General features: G+C 70.8%; 14 protein-coding genes. 3 read left to right on the top strand and 11 right to left on the bottom strand.

Going from position 1 to position 17,329, the window contains the following annotated elements; genetic code table 11:
• Positions 1-442: 442 nt before the first annotated feature.
• Together ACFE8Y_RS16140 and ACFE8Y_RS16135 are read right to left on the bottom strand one after the other, a co-directional pair.
• The gene (locus ACFE8Y_RS16140) at positions 443-1,432 is read right to left on the bottom strand and encodes a glycosyl transferase (protein ID WP_375465397.1); all 990 of its coding nucleotides are present in this window, start codon (positions 1,430-1,432) and stop codon (positions 443-445) included.
• Positions 1,433-1,609: 177 nt separating this feature from the next.
• The gene (locus tag ACFE8Y_RS16135) at positions 1,610-3,676 is read right to left on the bottom strand and encodes a protein meaA (RefSeq protein WP_375465396.1); all 2,067 of its coding nucleotides are present in this window, start codon (positions 3,674-3,676) and stop codon (positions 1,610-1,612) included.
• 352 nt (positions 3,677-4,028) lie between these two features.
• On the opposite strand from ACFE8Y_RS16135, the gene ccrA reads away from it, so the two are divergent.
• Positions 4,029-5,327, top strand: a complete 1,299-nt coding sequence (gene ccrA / locus ACFE8Y_RS16130; protein ID WP_375465400.1) for a crotonyl-CoA carboxylase/reductase — start codon at positions 4,029-4,031, stop codon at positions 5,325-5,327.
• 74 nt (positions 5,328-5,401) lie between these two features.
• Here ccrA and ACFE8Y_RS16125 read toward each other — a convergent pair whose 3' ends face one another.
• From ACFE8Y_RS16125 to ACFE8Y_RS16085, 9 genes are all read right to left on the bottom strand, one after another.
• A complete protein-coding gene (locus tag ACFE8Y_RS16125; protein WP_375465395.1) occupies positions 5,402-6,454 on the bottom strand; it encodes a hypothetical protein in 1,053 nt (350 codons plus the stop codon).
• Between the two features lie 60 nt (positions 6,455-6,514).
• Positions 6,515-6,691, bottom strand: coding sequence for a hypothetical protein (locus ACFE8Y_RS16120; RefSeq protein WP_375465394.1), 177 nt, complete (start codon positions 6,689-6,691; stop codon positions 6,515-6,517).
• 198 nt (positions 6,692-6,889) lie between these two features.
• Positions 6,890-7,402: a 5,6,7,8-tetrahydromethanopterin hydro-lyase gene (fae, locus tag ACFE8Y_RS16115; RefSeq protein ID WP_375465393.1), complete on the bottom strand. Its 513-nt coding sequence runs from the start codon at positions 7,400-7,402 to the stop codon at positions 6,890-6,892.
• A gap of 212 nt (positions 7,403-7,614) precedes the next feature.
• The gene (locus ACFE8Y_RS16110) at positions 7,615-8,466 is read right to left on the bottom strand and encodes a triphosphoribosyl-dephospho-CoA synthase (RefSeq protein ID WP_375465392.1); all 852 of its coding nucleotides are present in this window, start codon (positions 8,464-8,466) and stop codon (positions 7,615-7,617) included.
• Positions 8,466-9,374, bottom strand: coding sequence for a RimK family alpha-L-glutamate ligase (locus ACFE8Y_RS16105; RefSeq protein WP_375465399.1), 909 nt, complete (start codon positions 9,372-9,374; stop codon positions 8,466-8,468). The genes ACFE8Y_RS16110 and ACFE8Y_RS16105 overlap by 1 nt, the downstream gene beginning before the upstream one ends.
• Before the next feature lie 511 nt (positions 9,375-9,885).
• Positions 9,886-10,854, bottom strand: coding sequence for a methenyltetrahydromethanopterin cyclohydrolase (gene mch, locus ACFE8Y_RS16100; protein WP_375465398.1), 969 nt, complete (start codon positions 10,852-10,854; stop codon positions 9,886-9,888).
• Positions 10,790-12,004 carry an ATP-grasp domain-containing protein gene (locus ACFE8Y_RS16095; RefSeq protein ID WP_375465391.1) on the bottom strand — a complete coding sequence of 405 codons (1,215 nt, stop codon included), beginning with the start codon at positions 12,002-12,004 and terminating at the stop codon, positions 10,790-10,792. The genes mch and ACFE8Y_RS16095 overlap by 65 nt, the downstream gene beginning before the upstream one ends.
• A 6-nt stretch (positions 12,005-12,010) precedes the next feature.
• Positions 12,011-12,904: an NAD(P)-dependent methylenetetrahydromethanopterin dehydrogenase gene (locus ACFE8Y_RS16090; RefSeq protein ID WP_375465390.1), complete on the bottom strand. Its 894-nt coding sequence runs from the start codon at positions 12,902-12,904 to the stop codon at positions 12,011-12,013.
• Between the two features lie 126 nt (positions 12,905-13,030).
• Complete coding sequence (locus ACFE8Y_RS16085; RefSeq protein WP_375465389.1) at positions 13,031-14,020, bottom strand: beta-ribofuranosylaminobenzene 5'-phosphate synthase family protein; 990 nt, start codon at positions 14,018-14,020, stop codon at positions 13,031-13,033.
• A 349-nt stretch (positions 14,021-14,369) separates the two neighbouring features.
• On the opposite strand from ACFE8Y_RS16085, the gene ACFE8Y_RS16080 reads away from it, so the two are divergent.
• On the top strand, positions 14,370-15,407 hold the full coding sequence (locus tag ACFE8Y_RS16080; RefSeq protein ID WP_375465388.1) for a formyltransferase: 1,038 nt from the start codon (positions 14,370-14,372) through the stop codon (positions 15,405-15,407).
• Positions 15,401-17,044, top strand: a complete 1,644-nt coding sequence (locus ACFE8Y_RS16075; protein WP_375465387.1) for a formylmethanofuran dehydrogenase subunit A — start codon at positions 15,401-15,403, stop codon at positions 17,042-17,044. Before ACFE8Y_RS16080 ends, ACFE8Y_RS16075 begins: the two co-directional genes overlap by 7 nt.
• The last annotated feature ends 285 nt before the right edge of the window (positions 17,045-17,329 follow it).

Raw genomic sequence — 17,329 nt, 5'->3', positions numbered from 1 at the left:
AAGCGCCGGGCGGCTCCCTCTCCCCACACATCTCGGGCTTGCCCGAGATGTGCAACTCGGATGTCCAAGTCGGGCAGGCCCGACTTGGATGGGAGAGGGCTGGGATGAGGGGCGTGACCTCTCCGGACAGTTCTCATCCCTCACCCTATCCCTCTCCCGCGAAGGGTGTGGGGACCCGCGCTCATCCTGGATCGCGTGGAGCGATGCGTGCACCCGGCAAGCCTTTGCGAGATAGCGGAGCGCCGTATTCGGCATCGTCGCTCCCCTCTCCCGACCCTCGCTCACGCGAGGGCCACCCTCCCCCGTGGGGGGGGGTGGGAGGGTGCAAGTCGAGCCGATCAACAGGAAGCCTTACACACAGCGTTCCTTTGCCGTTGGTCTTCCGGAGGTCGCTCGGTACGCCGTAGGTCTCGCGCGAGACGCTCCCGAGCGCCGCACGGCGTCAGGTCCGCGGCCGGGAAAAGCGGATCAGAAGCAGCCCGACCAGCGTTCCTCCCGTCGACAGGCCCAGGATGGTGACGGGCCAGGACGGCCAAAGCAAGGTCGCACCGGCGAGCCCCGCGAGTCCCAGGTTCACGCCGAACACTCGACCCACGACGCCGCGCACCGAGATGCCGTTGACCGTGGCGCGCTGGTAGAAGTGCCCGCGGTGGGCCTGCCAGACCGGCTCGCGCCGGGCCGCGCGGCGCGCCAGCGTCAGGGTCGCGTCGGCGAGGTAGTAGAGCGGGAGCAGCACGGCCGCCGCCCAGCCGCCCTGAAGCGCCAGCCGATAGAGCAGCCACGCCAGGATCAGTCCCACGGGCAGCGAGCCGACGTCTCCGAGGAAGAGCCGGGCCACCGGCCGGTTGAACGGTGCGAAGCCGAGCGTCGCCCCGAGGAGGGCGGCGGCCACGAGCAGCGGCAGCGGCGCCACGATCCCGGACAGGCCCAGCAGCACGAGGGCGCCGGTGATCGGCACCACCTCGGCCACCGTCATCCAGTCCAGGCCGTCCATGAAGTTGACGAGGTTGACGAACCAGACACCCGCCAGCACGGCGAGGCCGCGCTCCAGCGCGGGCGGCAGGTCCGGCAGCAACCGTCCCTCGACGCTTGCGACCAGCGCCCCGACCGCGACCGCCTGCAGGATCAGGCGCAGGAGGGCCGGCAGCGGCCGGACATCGTCGACGGCGCCGACGACCGCGAGCAGCACCGCGCCGAGGCCGAGAACCAGCACCTCGCGGGTCGCGTCGCCAGCAGTGAGCAGCAGGCCCGTCACCGCGAGCGTCGCGGCGACCACCGCGATCCCGCCGCCCTGCGGCGTCGGCTTGGTGTGGCTGGAGCGGGCGTTCGGCCGGGCGAGCGCGTAGCGCACCAGCAGCGGCCGGAGGCGGACAATCAGCCCCGCGCCGAGGGCGGCGGCCAGGGGGACGGCGATGAGGGGTGCGAGGATCATGAGCTTGGGTGACGCCGCCGGGCGGCACGTCCGCCGAGCCGAGCCGTCAAGCCGGGGGATCGGGCGCGGTCGGTCCGGCGCCGCCCGCTCCCGCTTCGCAAGGGCCGTGGGACGCGTTCCGCCCCGCGAAACGGATCGCGCGCGCAGATCCGTCGCGGCGAGGCATACGGTGGGAGATCAGAACACCTGCTCGGCGCCGTTGCCGCGGGGCCGCGCTCCGGCAACGCCCGCCCGGGCGTCGTCGCGCTCGGCCTGCGCCTTGTCGAGCGCCCGGTCGACCACCTTGGCGAGCCCGATCATGATCGTGTCGATGACGTAGTCCTTCGGCGTGTAGACCGCCGAGACGCCCATGTTCCTGAGCACGAGTTCGTCGTCCGGCGAGATGATGCCGCCGACCACCAGGGGGATGTGATCGAGGCCGGCCTCGCGCATCCGGGCTTTCACGTCGCGCACCAGGGGCACGTGCGAGCCGGACAGGATCGACAGGCCGACGACGTGGGCGCCGGTCTCACGCACCTTGGCGACGATCTCGGCCGGGGTCTGGCGGATGCCGTCGTAGCTCACGTCGAAGCCGACGTCGCGGGCGCGCAAGGCGATCTGCTCGGCGCCGTTCGAGTGACCGTCCAGCCCCGGCTTGCCGACGACGAGGCGGGGCTGCTCGCCCAGGCGCTCACCGAGCTCGGCGATCAGGAGTTTTGCTTCTTCCGCCGCACCGGACGAGACGGTCTGTAGGGTGACGCCGGTCGGCGCGCGGTACTCCCCGAACACCTCGCGCAGGCGGCTCCCCCATTCGCCGGTGGTGACGCCGGCCTTCGCCGCTGCGATCGACACCGGCATGATGTTGGCGCCGGACCGTGCGGCGGCCTCCAGGTCTTCGAGCGCCTTCCCGACGGCGGCAGCGTCGCGTTTCGAGCGCCATGCGCGGATGCGGGCCTCCGCTTCCATCTCGACGGTCTCCGAGACCGTGAAGATCGCGCCTTCGCCGGCGGTCAGCGGCGACGGCTCGCCCTGCTGCCACTTGTTGACGCCGACCACCACTTGGTCGCCGGCCTCGATCGCCGAGATGCGGCGGGCGTTGGATTCGACCAGCGACTGCTTGAGCGCGCCGGTCTCGACCGCGGCCACCGCCCCGCCGATGCCGCCGATGCGCTCGAGCTCCGCCCGCGTCTCGGCCTTCAGCGCCTCGACCTTGGCGTCGATCACGTGGCTGCCGTCGAAGATGTCGTCGTACTCGAGGAGGTCGGTCTCGAAGGCGAGGATCTGCTGCATGCGCATCGACCATTGCTGGTCCCAGGGCCGCGGCAGGCCGAGCGCCTCGTTCCAGGCCGGCAACTGCACAGCGCGGGCGCGGGCGCGCTTGGAGAGGGTGACGGCCAGCATCTCGATGAGGATGCGATGGACGTTGTTTTCCGGCTGCTGCTCGGTGAGCCCGAGCGAATTGACCTGCACGCCGTACCGAAAAATGCGCTTCTTCGGGTCGTCGATGCCGTAACGCTCCTGGGCGATCTCGTCCCAGAGCTCGGCGAACGCGCGCATCTTGCAGATCTCGGTGACGAAGCGCAGGCCCGCGTTCACGAAGAACGAGATCCGGCCGAACACGTCCGGGAAGCTCTCGGGGTCGAAATCGGGATCGTCGCGCACGGTATCGAGCACCGCGATGGCGATGGCCAGCGCGTAGGACAGCTCCTGAATCGGCGTCGCGCCGGCCTCCTGCAGGTGGTAGGAGCAGACGTTCATCGGGTTCCACTTCGGCACTTGCTTGGTCGTGAACAGGATCACGTCCTTGGTCAGCCGGAGGCTCGGCGCCGGGGGGAACACGTAGGTGCCCCGCGACAGGTACTCCTTGATGATGTCGTTCTGCGTGGTGCCCTGAAGCCCGGAGAACGGCGCGCCCTGCTCCTCGGCGACCGCGAGGTAGAGCGACAGCAGCCACGGCGCCGTGGCGTTGATCGTCATCGAGGTGTTCATCTGGACGAGCGGGATGTCGGCAAACAGCGTCCGCATGTCGCCGAGATGCGCGATCGAGACGCCGACCTTGCCGACCTCGCCGCGGGCGAGCTCGTGGTCGGGGTCGTACCCGGTCTGCGTCGGTAGGTCGAAGGCCACCGACAGGCCGGTCTGCCCCTTGGCGAGGTTTCCGCGATAGAGCGCGTTCGACTCCGCCGCATCGGAGTGACCCGCGTAGGTGCGGATGATCCACGGCTTGTCGCGCTTCACCTCGGCGAAAGCTGCCTTACCGCTCATCCGCCCGGCCTCCCTGATTTCGCGTCACCGTCCGATTGCCGTCACCGTAGCGAAGCGGCGGCGGAACGTCATCACACCAAAGGTCGAGTCCCGCCGCGCAATGCCGATCTTTCGTGGCCCGCTGCACGGCGAACACCGCCCGCAAAGACAACATCGTGCGGTCGGGCAAATTGTTTTCGAAGCAGCTTCAAATTCACTTGGACGTTGCAGCGAACTGCGCCCGCCGGATCGACGTTCGGCGCCGTCCCGCCCTGTCGGCCCACTTGGAGGCGCCGGCCATCGTCGCTATAGGCGATGACCGGAACCGCGGCGTGTCAGAACCGCGATCGGACACGAGATGAGGAGCGAGACGATGGCGGCCAGCGCGACGGTGCAACCGGCCGGAGCCGGGACGGGCGAAGCGAAGGACCTCTACGAGATGGGCGAGGTCCCGCCGCTCGGCCACGTGCCGGCGACCATGTACGCCTGGGCGATCCGGCGCGAGCGCCACGGCCCCCCGGAAGAGGCGATGCAGCTCGAAGTGGTGCCGACGTGGTCGATCGGCGACGACGAGGTGCTGGTCTACGTCATGGCGGCCGGCGTGAACTACAACGGCGTGTGGGCGGGTCTGGGCGAGCCGATCTCGCCGTTCGACGTGCATAAGGCCGCGCTGCACGTGGCGGGTTCGGACGCGTCGGGCATCGTCTGGGCCACCGGCGCCAAGGTGAAGCGCTGGAGGGTCGGCGACGAGGTCATCGTCCACTGCAACCAGGACGACGGCGACGACGAGGAGTGCAACGGCGGCGACCCGATGTTCTCGTCCTCGCAGCGGATCTGGGGCTACGAGACGCCGGACGGCTCGTTCGCGCAGTTCTGCCGGGTGCAGTCGCGCCAGCTCATGGACCGGCCGAAGCACCTGACCTGGGAGGAGGCCGCCTGCTACACGCTGACGCTCGCCACCGCCTACCGCATGCTGTTCGGCCACGCCCCCCACACCGTCCGGCCGGGCCAGAACGTGCTGATCTGGGGCGCCTCCGGGGGCCTCGGCGTCTTCGGCGTGCAACTCTGCGCGGCGTCCGGCGCCAACGCCATCGCCGTGATCTCGGATGAATCCAAGCGCGACTACGTGATGAGCCTCGGGGCCAAGGGCGTCATCAACCGCAAGGATTTCGAATGCTGGGGCCAGCTCCCCAAAGTGAACTCGCCTGAATTCAACGCCTGGACCAAGGAAGCGCGAAAGTTCGGCAAGGCGATCTGGGACATCGCCGGCAAGGGCAACGACGTCGATATCGTGTTCGAGCACCCCGGCGAGGCGACCTTTCCGGTCTCGGCGCTGGTGGTGAAGCGCGGCGGCATGGTGGTGTTCTGCGCCGGCACCACGGGCTTCAACATCACGTTCGACGCCCGCTACGTCTGGATGCGGCAGAAGCGCATCCAGGGCTCGCACTTCGCCCACCTCAAGCAGGCGTCGGCGGCCAACCGCTTCGTGCTCGACCGCCGCGTCGACCCGTGCATGAGCGAGGTGTTTCCCTGGGCCAAGATCCCGCAGGCCCACACCAAGATGTGGAGGAACCAGCACCCGCCCGGCAACATGGCGTGCCTGGTCAACGCGCCGCGTGCGGGGTTGCGGACGGTGGAGGACGTGATCGAGGCTTGGCAACAGAAGGCATGAAAGGGGATTCGGCGGCCGTCGCGTTGCTGAAGCGGCCGCCGAATACAGGGAGTGTCGATGTTCCTTGGAAGTTTTCAGAACCCGATGAACTTCGACAGTGCCGCTGCCGCGTTCTGAATGGCGGTCAACAGGGCGTTGCCGGCCGGCGGACCCGAAAGCGTCGCCGTCGAGCCGAGCAGGTTATACGTTCGCTCGAAGAAGCCAAACCCCGTCAACACCGCGCGTTTCTTCGGATTCATCGTATTGGTCTTGGTATCCGCTGTGGGATCGTCCTGACGTGCGGGCAGTGATGCGACCACCCTGGCGAACTCTGTCATCTTGTCGACGACCATCACGAAGTCCTGCGTCGCGAGGCCGGCCCTGCCGGCGTCCCTGCTCGCGCGTGCGACCATGTCGAAGGGATCAGTGAGGCTTTTCCCTTCCGCCAAGTCTTCGTTGACGTTTGACTCGCTGTATAAGGTCTCGCGGTCGCGATCCAAGGGAAAGTGCTCGATCAGGCTGGCATGATTTCGCATAAATATCTCGAATGCAGTCACGAGCCCTTCTGGGAGCCATTCGCGGGCCGCGTTCGGTGCGCCGACATCAGCGGCGACGATGTCGGCCATGTCTCTTAGGATGCCGAGGATCGGTTGACTGCCCCGAGCGATCAACTCGTCTGAATAGCTGTCCAATGCGCTCTTAAGATGTCGGGGGGCATTCCTCGGCAATCCCGCGCCGATGGTCTTGATGAGCGTGTTCTGGCGAATGGGGAGCGTGACCAGATCACCCTCGCCATCCGGCGCATCGTAGATCTTATTTGCCGCCGCGTCGAGCTTGCCCTCAACCGATAACGCCGGTTCGGGACTCACTACTTCCGCGAGCTTTCCCTTCAGCACATCCCTCTGGGTATCGCGATCCCGCGAGGCGGACAAACGTGAGAATTCAGCCTCGATTTTTTCGACGCTGGTATCCAGCGCTTCTTCCTCAGCGCGTATGTCCGCCTCCGGCAGCGGAGGTTCGAGTTCCCGCAATTGCCGCAACAACGCCGAGCGCGCGCGATCGTAGACTGCTCGGCGCATACTGATGCTTGCGCCACCGTTCGGCAATGCCTGCATAGCACGCATCAGAATCGGATAATAATCAGCCATCTCTATCGACGCATTCGACTGATCATGGTGCGCCGAGGCTTCGCGCGTTATCGGCCGCTATCACTTATCGCGCGGTTCCGATACGGGCAGGTGCCGGCCGTAGGTTTCCTGCTTGGTCGCCCGCTCGGTGATCAGGTCGGCATAGGCCTGCCGCATCTCGGGCGACACCGAGACGGTGCGGGCCTTCTCCTTCTTGCGCTTGGGCGCCTTCTGGAAGGTGGTCTTCGTCTCGCTCATGCCGGTCCTCGTGCGGTGATCGTCGGGATGGGCGCCTCGCGCCGAAGCTGACAAGCGGCGGGCGAAACAAAAAGAGGCGGGGCGGCTTATCGCCGTCCCGCCTCTTTGATTCTATCGTCCGAGGAAGATGGAAGCCAGTCGCTGGAGCAGGCCCCGCGGTACGGGCGGAGGCGCGCTCTGCCCAGGACTGTCCCCGATCTAAGCGTTCGCCGCGAAGGGGTGGGTCGCGGACTTGCGCTGCTCGGTGACGGTCGCAGCCTTCGGCTCGCCGGAGACGGCGCGCTGGATCGACAGCTTGACGGCCTCGTAGTTGTACTTCTGGATCTTGGCGTCGTCGGCCGCCTCCCAGTGGATGAACACGCCGACCAGGATGAACAGGTCATCGGCCTCGTCGGCCGGGATGATGCCCTCGGCGACCGCGTCCTGCACGGCCATGGCGACGCCGTGCTGGGCGGGGCCGAACATCTGGACGGCCTGACGGGCGTCGTTGATGGTGACCTTGTTGAACATCAGCGTGTTGGGCTTGCACGGCAGGTTCGGCGCGATGACCGCGAGCAGGCTGGTGAAGCCGTGCTTGTTGTTCACGAGGCCGTTGCAGAAGGCCGTCTCGGCCGGCGAGCCGCGCGGCCCGATGATGAGGTCGATGTGGGCGACCTCGTTGCCGTCGCCGACGAGGGCCTCGCCGACCTGCACCTTGGTGATCTTCGCCATACGGGTTCTCTCCCTGGATTCCGAAAAAAGGCGCGCGGCGCGCCCGTCGGCCGCGGCCGGAAGCCATCCTTGTTTTCGGCGCCCGGCCTTCGAGCCGAGCCGGTTAGCCCGGATAGCGGCCGGACCCTACCGTGGGGGCCTGTTCGTCACAACCCTGCGCAAGGCGCTGGAATCGATAAATCAAACCGGCACGACCCCTGCCTCCGCGGGAACTATTCGAGGTTCGGGCGCGGCCGACCGAGGTTCGCTCCCGCCGCTTCGAGGGCGTCGCAGAACAGGGTCGCGACCGTGAGGTCGGCGCTCGTTCCCGGGTTGATCCCCGCTTGCTTGAGGTCGGCATCGAGGGCCAGCAGCGGCCCCACGGGCCGGTCGCGCAGGTCCAGGCCGGCGACGACGCGCGCCGCCTCCGCGCGGACGGACTCGGCGCGCGCGAGGCCGAACTTGCGGGCGACGTGGCTGTCGGGAAAGGCCGCGAGGTAGGCCAAGTGCACGGCGCTCGTGCTCCAGGCCGGATCGAGCCCCATGGTCCGCGCTGCCGCCAGCGCGGGCAGGCCGACCGCGAAGAGGTCCGCGAAGCCGGTGACGTAGGCGCGCGCGATCCGGTCGCGGGGCGCCGCCTCCGCCATCGCGGCGATGAGCGAGGCGGGCGCCTCCTGCGCCACGTCGTGACGCTCGGCCCGCCCGAGCCCGCCGGGATTGGCGCGCCGGATCGCCGCGAACGTCTCCCGGCCGTCCTCCCCGTCGAGGTCCGCCAGGACTGTCTCCAGGTCGACGCCCCGCTCGGCGGCGCGGGCCAGAGGCGCGCACAGCAGGAGGATGCCGAGGTTGGTGTTCTGGCCCACCGCCGTCATCGTCGCCGCGACGGCCCCGTGCACCCGCGCGCCGATCCCGGCGCCCGCCCGCGCGAGCGCCGGCGCCGAGGCGTCGGCGCTCGCGACGAAATCGGCGACCGCCATGCGGTGGCCCGCGGCGTAGGCGTGGACGTTGCCGGGCTTGAGCGCGTCGAGTTCGGCCAAGCACGCGGCCCGGTAGAGCGTCTCGATCCGCGCCGGAGCGAGGCCCATCACGCCACCACGAGGCGGGGCCGGCGGGTCGCGCGGACGGCGTCGAGGAAGCCGCGGGCGACCGCGCCGGCGATATCGACCTTGCTCACCCGCTGCAGGCCCGACCAAGCCGGCATCGAGTTGACCTCCAGGACGAGGAAGCCCCCACTCCCATCCGCGACGAGGTCGACGCCGGTGTAGTCGACGCCGACCGCGGCGGCGGCGGCCTCCGCGAGGTCCGCGGCGCGCGGCGGCATCGACCACGGCAGCGGCCGGCCGCCGCGATGGACGTTGGTGATCCAGCCGTCGCCCTCGCGGATCATGCCGGCGACCGCCCTGCCCTCGCAGACGAACACCCGGTAGTCCCGCCACAGCCCGTCGCTGCGGGCGACGTAGCGCTGAAGGTAGTAGACGCGGGCGACGGCCTCCTCGGACGGCAGGTCGTCCGGGCGTTCGATCAGTTGCAGCCCCTCCCCTTGCGAGCCGAACAGGGGCTTGAGCACCAGGGGGCGGCCGGGGGCGGCCTCGCGGGCGACGATCTCGGCCGCGGCCTCGCGCCTGGAGACCACGAAGGTGTCCGGCGTCGGCAGGCCGGCGCGGGCGACCCGCAGGCTGGTCGCGGCCTTGTCGACCGAGCGCTCGATCGCGACGGGGTCGTTCCAGACCGTGACGCCGGAGGCCACCAGGGCGTGCAGCACGCCGAGCCGCATCGTCGTCGCCTCGAACGTGCCGCCGGCGATCGTCCGCAGCAGCACGCCGTCGGGCAGCGACTCCGGAAAACCCGGGACCCGCAACGGCTCAGGGCAGGCGGTGACGACGGCGACGTCGGCAAGTGAGAACAGTACCGGCTCGACGCCCAGCGCGCGAAGTGCTGCCAGGAGCCGGCCCTTGTGCCACGTGCCGTTGTCGGCCGCGAGCCCGATCCGCATGTCCGTCATCTTTCCCGCCACGCCCCTCCCTCCCCCCTCGGCTTGCGAATTCACACATCTTGAAACCGGTGCTGCATGGATCGGGCGAAGCGCTGCGCGGCTTCCTCTCCCCGCACATCTCGGGCTTGCCCGAGATGTGCAGTTCGGATGTCCAAGTCGGGCAGGCCCGACTTGGATGGGAGAGGGCTGGGGTGAGGGCCGTGCCGCATCCGGATCGTTCTCATCCCTCACCCTGTCCCTCTCCCAAATGGGAGAAGGGACCCGCGCTCTTCCCGGATCGCGTGGAGCGATGTGTGAATGCCGTAATCCCCCTCTGAGGGGCAGGGCGGCCCGCGAGCTACGTCGGGAGAGGGGAGCGACGGTGCCGGATGCGGCGCGCCCCTCTCCCGACCCTCGCTCACGCGAGGGCTACCCTCTTCCCACCCAAGTCGGGCTTGTCCGACTTGGACACCCAGAGCGTAAATCTCGAGCAAGCCCGAGATTTGGTGGGGGGAGAGGGTAGACGCGTGCCTTACGTGAACGACGCCTCGACCAGTTCCGGCATCAGCCGGCCGCCGCGGAACGTCGAGCCGGTCTTGACCGAGGTGACGATCGCCTCGGCCGGCGAGAACAGGGCGCCGTCGATCTTGTAGAAGTCGCCGTTCACCCGCGCGAAGACCTCCGCGAAGGGGGCGCCGTGATCCTTCGACGTGGTCGAGGGCACCTGCTCGGAGAGCTGCTTGGCGTCCGCGTCGTCGGCATCGACGAAGAGCTGCACCCGGCCGCCGTAGATGATCGCGTCGTTGGTCCGGCCCATCGCCCGGATGAAGTCCGGGTGCTGGGGCGAGAGCGGCGCCGAGCCGATGCCGTCGACGATCCTGTGAAGGTCGAAGCCGACCGTGTGGGCCTTGTGCAGGGCCACCTCCAGAACGCGAGCGACGACCTGCGTCGCGCCGGCCAGACTCTGCGTCGGGGCGAAGATGAAGGTCAGGTCCTCCGGCCGCATCCCTGCGGCCTCGGCGACCTTGGCGACGACGTTGGCCGGCGGGCCGCCCGCGGCCTCCAGCACGAGGGCGGTCCGGGTCGCCCTGTCGCGGTAGCCGAGTTCCTCGAAGAGGGCCTCGACCACGGCCACCGACCGGCCCGGTCCGGAGCCGAGGGCGAAGAAGCCGGATTCTCCGTCCTCGTCGGCAATGGACCAGCCGGCATACTGGCTGCCGAGGCAGGCGAGCACCGGATCGGTCGCGTGGACCACCACGGAATAGGGCCAGGATGGGACCGGGCCGGACGGGCTGATCGTGACGGTGCCCAGGCCCCCGAGGCAGATCTCGGCGATGCGGCGACCGGCCTCGATCGAGCCTCGGGCTCCGGCGCCCGCGTCGACCATGCGCGCGCCGCCGGCCTCCTGGGTGACGGACAGGCGGAGGGCGTCCGCGTCAGCGATCAGCCGCTCCACCAGGGGCGCGGACAGGGCGTTGATACTGGGCTGCTTGGGACTCATGGTGGTGCTCACGGGCTTCCTCCCCGGACAGGCTGCCGCGCAGGTGCGCGATCCGTGTCCGCAACTCTTGCTTGGCGGTTCCCGCATCACGCCCGGTCGCCACGACCGTGCAGAGGGGGGCGTCCCGCGCGACCGTGGTGCCGGCGCGGGGACGATCCCGCACGTGGTCCGGCCAGTCGATCGCCGGAACGGGCCGCTGGTCCCGCGCCGCGTAGCAGATCTCGGAGGCCGCCGCATCCTGCGGGGCCGCGTCGAGGCCGGCGAGGTCGCCGCGGCACGCCGCGACGTGCGCGTCGAGCAGCGGGCGGGCCCGCCGGTCGAGGATGTCGAGGGTCGCGCCGGGGCGCGGATTGATCTCGGTGAGCCACCACGCGCCGTCCCCGACGAGGATGTCGGCGCTGGCGAGCCCGCGCAGCCCGGTTCTCCGGACGAGGGCGTCGACGGCCGCCGTCACGGCCGAGATGATCGCGGATGGGATCGGCGCGGGCTCGTGCCTACCTCGCGCCAGAGCCCCGGCGTAGCGGAACGGACGCCCGCGCGCAGGCGCGCTCCACTGCTCGGTCACGGCGAGCACGCGGATCGTCCGCCCGTCGGCCAGCACGTTGAGGGCGTGGGCGCGGCCCGGCACCCGGGCCTGGAAGTAGGCCCCCGCGGGCGCTGGTCCCCGCGCCGCGGCACGGATGTGGCCGCCGCCGCAGCCGCCGGCCCGCTTGAGGAGCCACGCCTTCGGATCGTCCAGCGGCGCGCGCGTCACCGACGGGTGCGGGATCGCGAGGTCGGCGCAGAGCGCAGCGAACCGGAACGGGTCCTTCAGCGCGGCGATGCAGTCCGGCGCGGCGCCGAGGAGTCTGTGCCTGTCCGCGATGTCCCGGATCAGGTCCGGCGCGCCCTCGAAGCCGCTGCCGAGCACCACGCCCACCGCCCGCCCGCCGGCCAGTGCCGCGAGTTCGTCGAGGCGGGCGAGCACGCCCGGGCCGAACGGCCGTCCGGCGCCGAAGCGGCCGGCGAGAGGCCGGTGCGCCTCGGCCAAGTCCAGGGTGTCGGCGTCGCCGAACAGGTCGGCGACGAACGGGCGCAACCCCGCCCGGCGGGCGGCCTGCGCCAGGGCGCGGCCCGACTGGGCCGCGATCAGGACCGCGTCGCCGCCCATGCGGGGTCAGCCCGCGACCTCGACGGCGAGCGCGTAGGCGTCGCGGAAATCGAGGCAGAGCGGCGCGTCGGCGGCGAGCATGCGCCGGAAGAGCTGCCACTGGGTCTGGTACTTGACGTTCCCGACGGCGAGCGCGCCGATGCCGATGCCTCGCCCGACCGGAAGAGCGGCGTCAACGGCGTTCACGTCGATCCCGGCGATCCCTGCCGGCGGCACGGCGTTGACGTCGGAGGCGACGAGCAGGTTCGGCGCCGCGCGCAGGTCGTCCGCCGAGAGGATCGGAATGCCGGCGGGGCCGGCCGACAGGATCACGTCGGCGTCCGCGATCGCCCGGCGGCGGTCGTCCGGCGTCGTGCCGTCGATGGCATCGACCGCGATGCCGAAGCGCCACTTCATCGTGAAGGCGATCTTCGAGACCCGCTCCTCGCCGTCGTGGCCGACGAGCACGGTTCGGGCGCCCTCCAGCGCCCCGATCACCGCGGCGACGTAGGCGACGACGCCGGCACCGCCGAAGATGACGATGCGCTTGTCCTTCAGCCCCGTCCCGAATTTTTCCCGCAGCGCGCGGGCGACCTGCGCGACCATGGCGGCACCGGTGGTGAAGGAGCCGGCCGGGTCGGCGAAGAGGTGGTTGGCGAACGGCGGCACGAAGGCCTTCTTCGCCCGGTCCATCATGTCGAGGGCGTCCTCCGCGTTCTTGCCGCCGATGAAGATGCCGGTGCGCACCCCGTCGGCCGGCGCGCGCGAGAAGATCGAGTCCTGGGTCAGCGAGACCACGTCGGGGAGCGTCACGTCGGTGTGGGTGACGATGGTCTCGAAGCCGGCATCCACGGCCATGTTCACGTCGAACGGACTCATGTGCCTGAGCGGCGTGAGCATGTGAAGGATCGAGCGGGCCATGGCGTTTCCCCGTATCGGCTTTGCTAGTGAGTCGTCTCAGTCCGGAGCCCCACGTCAGGCCGCGGTCCCGGGCGCGGACACGCCCGAATGATATCGATGCGGCATCGTCCGCATAATCCGGCCGGCTCAGGCGACGGACATGTCCGCTCCCCTGTTCCGCCCGCGCGCGATCAGGAACCGCAGCGGTCCCGGCCGCGTCAGTCCGTCGACCAGCGCGCGCGCGTCCGCGTCCGAAGGGACCAGCGCGAAGCCCGTCGGGCCCCAGGAGCTCTGTCCGTAGCCGGCCACCCCTTGCGCCGCGACCCAGGCCAGGGCCTCGGCGACGGCGGGGCTCGCGTAGCGCCCGCCCTGGTGGGGCGAGAAGTGATCGCCGATCAGGCGCTGGATCGCGCTGATGCCGGCACCGAAGCCCCGCGGCTCGGCCAGCACCAGGGCCGGCATCACCTGCATCAGCACGATGCGGCAGATCTCGGCGGCCTGCGCCTCGGGGAAGCGCGGCAGGTCGCGGAACGCCGCGCGCTCGCTGATCCCGTGGAGGCCCGTCGCGGTCTCGTCGAGGATCAGCACCACGCGCCACGCCTCCGGATAGGGCAGCCGGGCGATGACCGGCGGCGGGGCGCCGGTCGCGTCGCGCCCGGCATCGACGATCAGGCCGCCCTCGGTGAAGGCGCGCAGGCCGATGCCGGAGCGGTTGCCGCGGTCGAGGGCGTTGGAGAAGCCCTCCGCCGAGAACGGTTTGGTCGCGAGCCCTGCCAGGGCCGCGGCGACGCTGAGCGCGAGTTGCGTCCCCGAGCCGAAGCCGGCATGGGCTGGGATCGCTGCCTCGACGCGGATCGCGACGGTCGCCGGGACGCCGAGGTGGTCGGCGGCCGCGCGCACGTAGCCGCGGACGCGCCCGGCCTCCGGGCCCTCGACCGCGAGGATGTCCGACGCGGTCGCGGTGAGCCGCACGCCGGGCGCGTCGATGGCGAGCCCGAGGCTGCCGAAGCGCCGGCCGAGACCGCCGTGCAGGTCGAGGAAGCCGAAATGCAGGCGCGCCGGGGCGTGGACGCGGATCGATCGCGGCGGGCTGCCGGCCGTGTCGGCGGATCGATTCCGATCCGGAGGCTCAGACACCTCGACACCCCTCGCCCTCGGCCATCGCCACGCCGAATCCTCCCTGCTCCCGCGGCCGCGTTCGACGCCGGCCTTCGTGAGAGGCGGCTTCTCCCACGGAGCCGGCCTGCGGAGCAACCGCCCTCGGGCGGCCGGCTCCGAATGCCGCGATTCGAGCACGGAGGGTTGCCTGCACCCTGAGACCGATGCAAACGTGGACCCCGCGCAGGCATTCCGAGTGCCGTCCGCGCGGGACCGGACCGTTCCGCACGGGCAGGCCATTCCGGCGCGGACCGAGCCTTCGGCTTCGTCCGTTCCCGGTCTTACGGCAACGGTCTGCGACGCCTCAAGAAACGTCGGGCGAGGATGCATGGCGGCCTGGGTGAACGGTGACGCGACGAACGCGGAGGACGCCATCGCGGCCGCCGCCGCGCTTCTGGCGGACGCCCGCGCGCCGATCCTCGCCGGTCTGAACGCCGACGTCGCCGCGATCCGCGCCGCCTACCGCCTCGCCGGCACCATCGGCGCCTCCGTCGACACCCTGGGGGCGGCCGGCACCTACGCCGAGCTCGGTTCGCTCAGCCGCACCGGCGCCATGACGACGACGCCCGCGGAGGCTGTGGGCCGCGCCGACGTCGTCCTCCTCGTCGGCGCGACCGCCGGGACCGCCGCCATCGCCGGGACGCTGCGTGGCACGAAGCCCGTCCGCGGCCGGGCGGCCGGCTCCGAGCGGACGGTGCTGTCCCTGGAGGGCTCCGCCGCGGCGGACCCGGCCACGGTGATCGCGCACCTGCGGGCCTGCGCCAAGGGTCATCTGGCCGCCGACGCTGCGCTCGGCACCGTTGCCCGGGCGCTCTCCGCCGCGCGCTACGGCGTCGTCCTCTACGATCCGGCCGAGCTCGGCGAGCTCGGCGTCGAGATGCTGCAGGGCCTCGTCCGCGACGTGAACGAGGCCGCGCGCTGCTTCGCGCTCGCCCTGGACGGCGCGGATCAGGACCGGGCCGTCGTGCAGGTGGCGGCCTGGACGACGGGACAGGCGCCGCGCACCGGCTTCGGCCGGCGCGTCCCGGAGCACGACCCCTGGCGCTTCGATGCCGGGCGGCAGGTCGCGGCCGGCGAGGCCGACGCGGTTCTCTGGCTCTCGACGCTGCCGGCCGCGCCTCCGCCCTGGCTTATGGGCCTGCCCGCCGTCGCCCTCGTCGGTGCGGGCAGCCCGGAGGCCGCGCCGGGGACGGCCGAGATCGTCATCGCGGTCGGCGTGCCGGGCGCGAGCACCGGCGGCGTGCTGTGGAACGAGGGCCGCGCGGCGCTGACCTATCGGGCGGGGCACGGGGCCGACCTCACGGCGGCCGACGTGATCGCCCGCATCCAGGCACGCTTGACCGGCCGCGAGGAGCCCTCATGCTGATCCGGATTCGCGGAGGCCGGGTCGTCGATCCGACCGCGGGGCGTGATGCCGTGGGCGACGTGTGGATCGAGGACGGCCGGATCGTCGGCCCCTCCGAGCGCACGCCAGACCGCACCGTCGACGCCGCGGGCTGCGTGGTGATGGCCGGCGGCGTCGAGGTGCATTCGCACATCGCCGGCGGCAACGTCGTGACCTCGCGGCTGCTGCTGCCCGACCTCTACGTCAGCGAGGCGGCGCCCGACGGCCATCCCTTCGCCCATGCCGGCGGGGCGGCGGCCTGGATCGGCGCGGAATATGCCAGGATGGGCTACACCACCGCCGTCGAGCCGGCGATGCCGCCCTCCCACGCGCTGGCGACCCAGCTCGAACTCGCCGACATCCCGCTGCTTGACCGCGGCGCGCTGGCCGTGATGGGCAACGACGACCACCTGCTCCAGCTTCTTCGCGCCGGGGAGAGCAAGGACGCGGTGCGCGACCTCGTGGCGCTCAACGTCGCGATGACGCGGGCGCTCGGCGTCAAGTGCATCAACGCGGGCGGCGCCTCGGCCTTCAAGGACGGGGCGCTGAAGCTCAGCCTCGACGACGAGATCCCCGTCTACGGCCTGTCCACGCGCACGATCATGGGTTCGCTGCTCGATGCCGTCGAGGCGATCGGCGTGCCGCATCCGCTCCACGTCCACTGCAACAACCTCGGCCTGCCCGGTGCCGACGACGCGTTCGTCGAGACGCTGGCGGCGGCCGAGGGGCGGCGCATCCACTTCGCCCACGCGCAGTTCTACGCCTACGGCGCCGCCGACCCGGAAAACCCGATGACCGGCGGCTTCCGCTCGGCCGCGGACCGGATCGTCGAGGCCATCCACGCCAACCCCAACGCGACGCTCGACATCGGCCAAGTGGTGTTCGGCCAGACGGTGACGGTGTCGATGGACATCCTGCGCCAGTTCGGCGGCCGCAAGGGCGCCAACCCGAAGAAGTGGGTGCTCAACGCCGGCGACGCGGAGGGCGGCGGCGTGGTGCCGTTCCTCTACCGGCCGCGCGGGCCGACGAGCTCGCTGCAATGGGCGATCGGCCTGGAGATCATGCTGCTCTCGCAGGAGCCCGAGCGCACCATCCTCACCACGGATCATCCCAACGGCGGACCGTTCACGGCCTACCCGCACATCATCCACCTGCTGATGGACAAGGCGGCGCGCGACCGCGAGATCGCGACCCTGCCCAAGGTCGTGGCCGAGCGCTCGTCGCTGCCGCAGATCGAGCGCGAATACTCCTTCTCCGAGATCGCGCAGCTCACCCGTTCGGGCCCCGCCAAGCTGCTGGGGCTTTCCGACCGCGGACACCTGCGCGCGGGGGCGCGGGCGGACGTCGCCGTCTACCGCGACGATCGAGACCGGACCGCGATGTTCGCGAGCGCCGAGCTGGTGCTGAAGGACGGCGTCGTGATCGTCGAGCGCGGCGCGGTCGTCGAGTGGCGCGCCGGCCGCTCCCTGTCGCTTTCCGTCGCGTCCGACAAGGCGATGGAGCGGCGCACCGACGCCTACCTCCAGGACCGCTTCGGCCAGGGGCTCGACAGCTTCGCGGTGCCGGACGCGGCGTTCGCGGAGACCGAAGTCTTTGAGGAGGTCGCATGTCGGGCGTGACGGTTCCCGCCTTCCTCCCTCTCCCTCTACGCTACCGTATTTACACATCCCGGCGCTTGGTGCGTCGGTGGCCGCGCATCCCCTCGCCCCGCCTGCGGGGAGAGGGCTGCGACGACCCCGTCGTCGTCGCGGCGAGGCGGCAGCCGAGGGTGAGGGGGCGAACCCGGACGAGACCCTTCCGTTTGCGCCCCCTCACCGTCGCTTCGGCTTCGCCTCTCGCGTCCCGGCACGCGGGGCGAGGGGATTCACGCTTCATCCGATCGCGTCGAGAGATGGGTGCATCTG

Source organism: uncultured Methylobacterium sp. (genome assembly GCF_964242245.1).
Lineage (GTDB): Bacteria > Pseudomonadota > Alphaproteobacteria > Rhizobiales > Beijerinckiaceae > Methylobacterium.
This window is presented reverse-complemented; position numbering and strand designations above follow the sequence as displayed.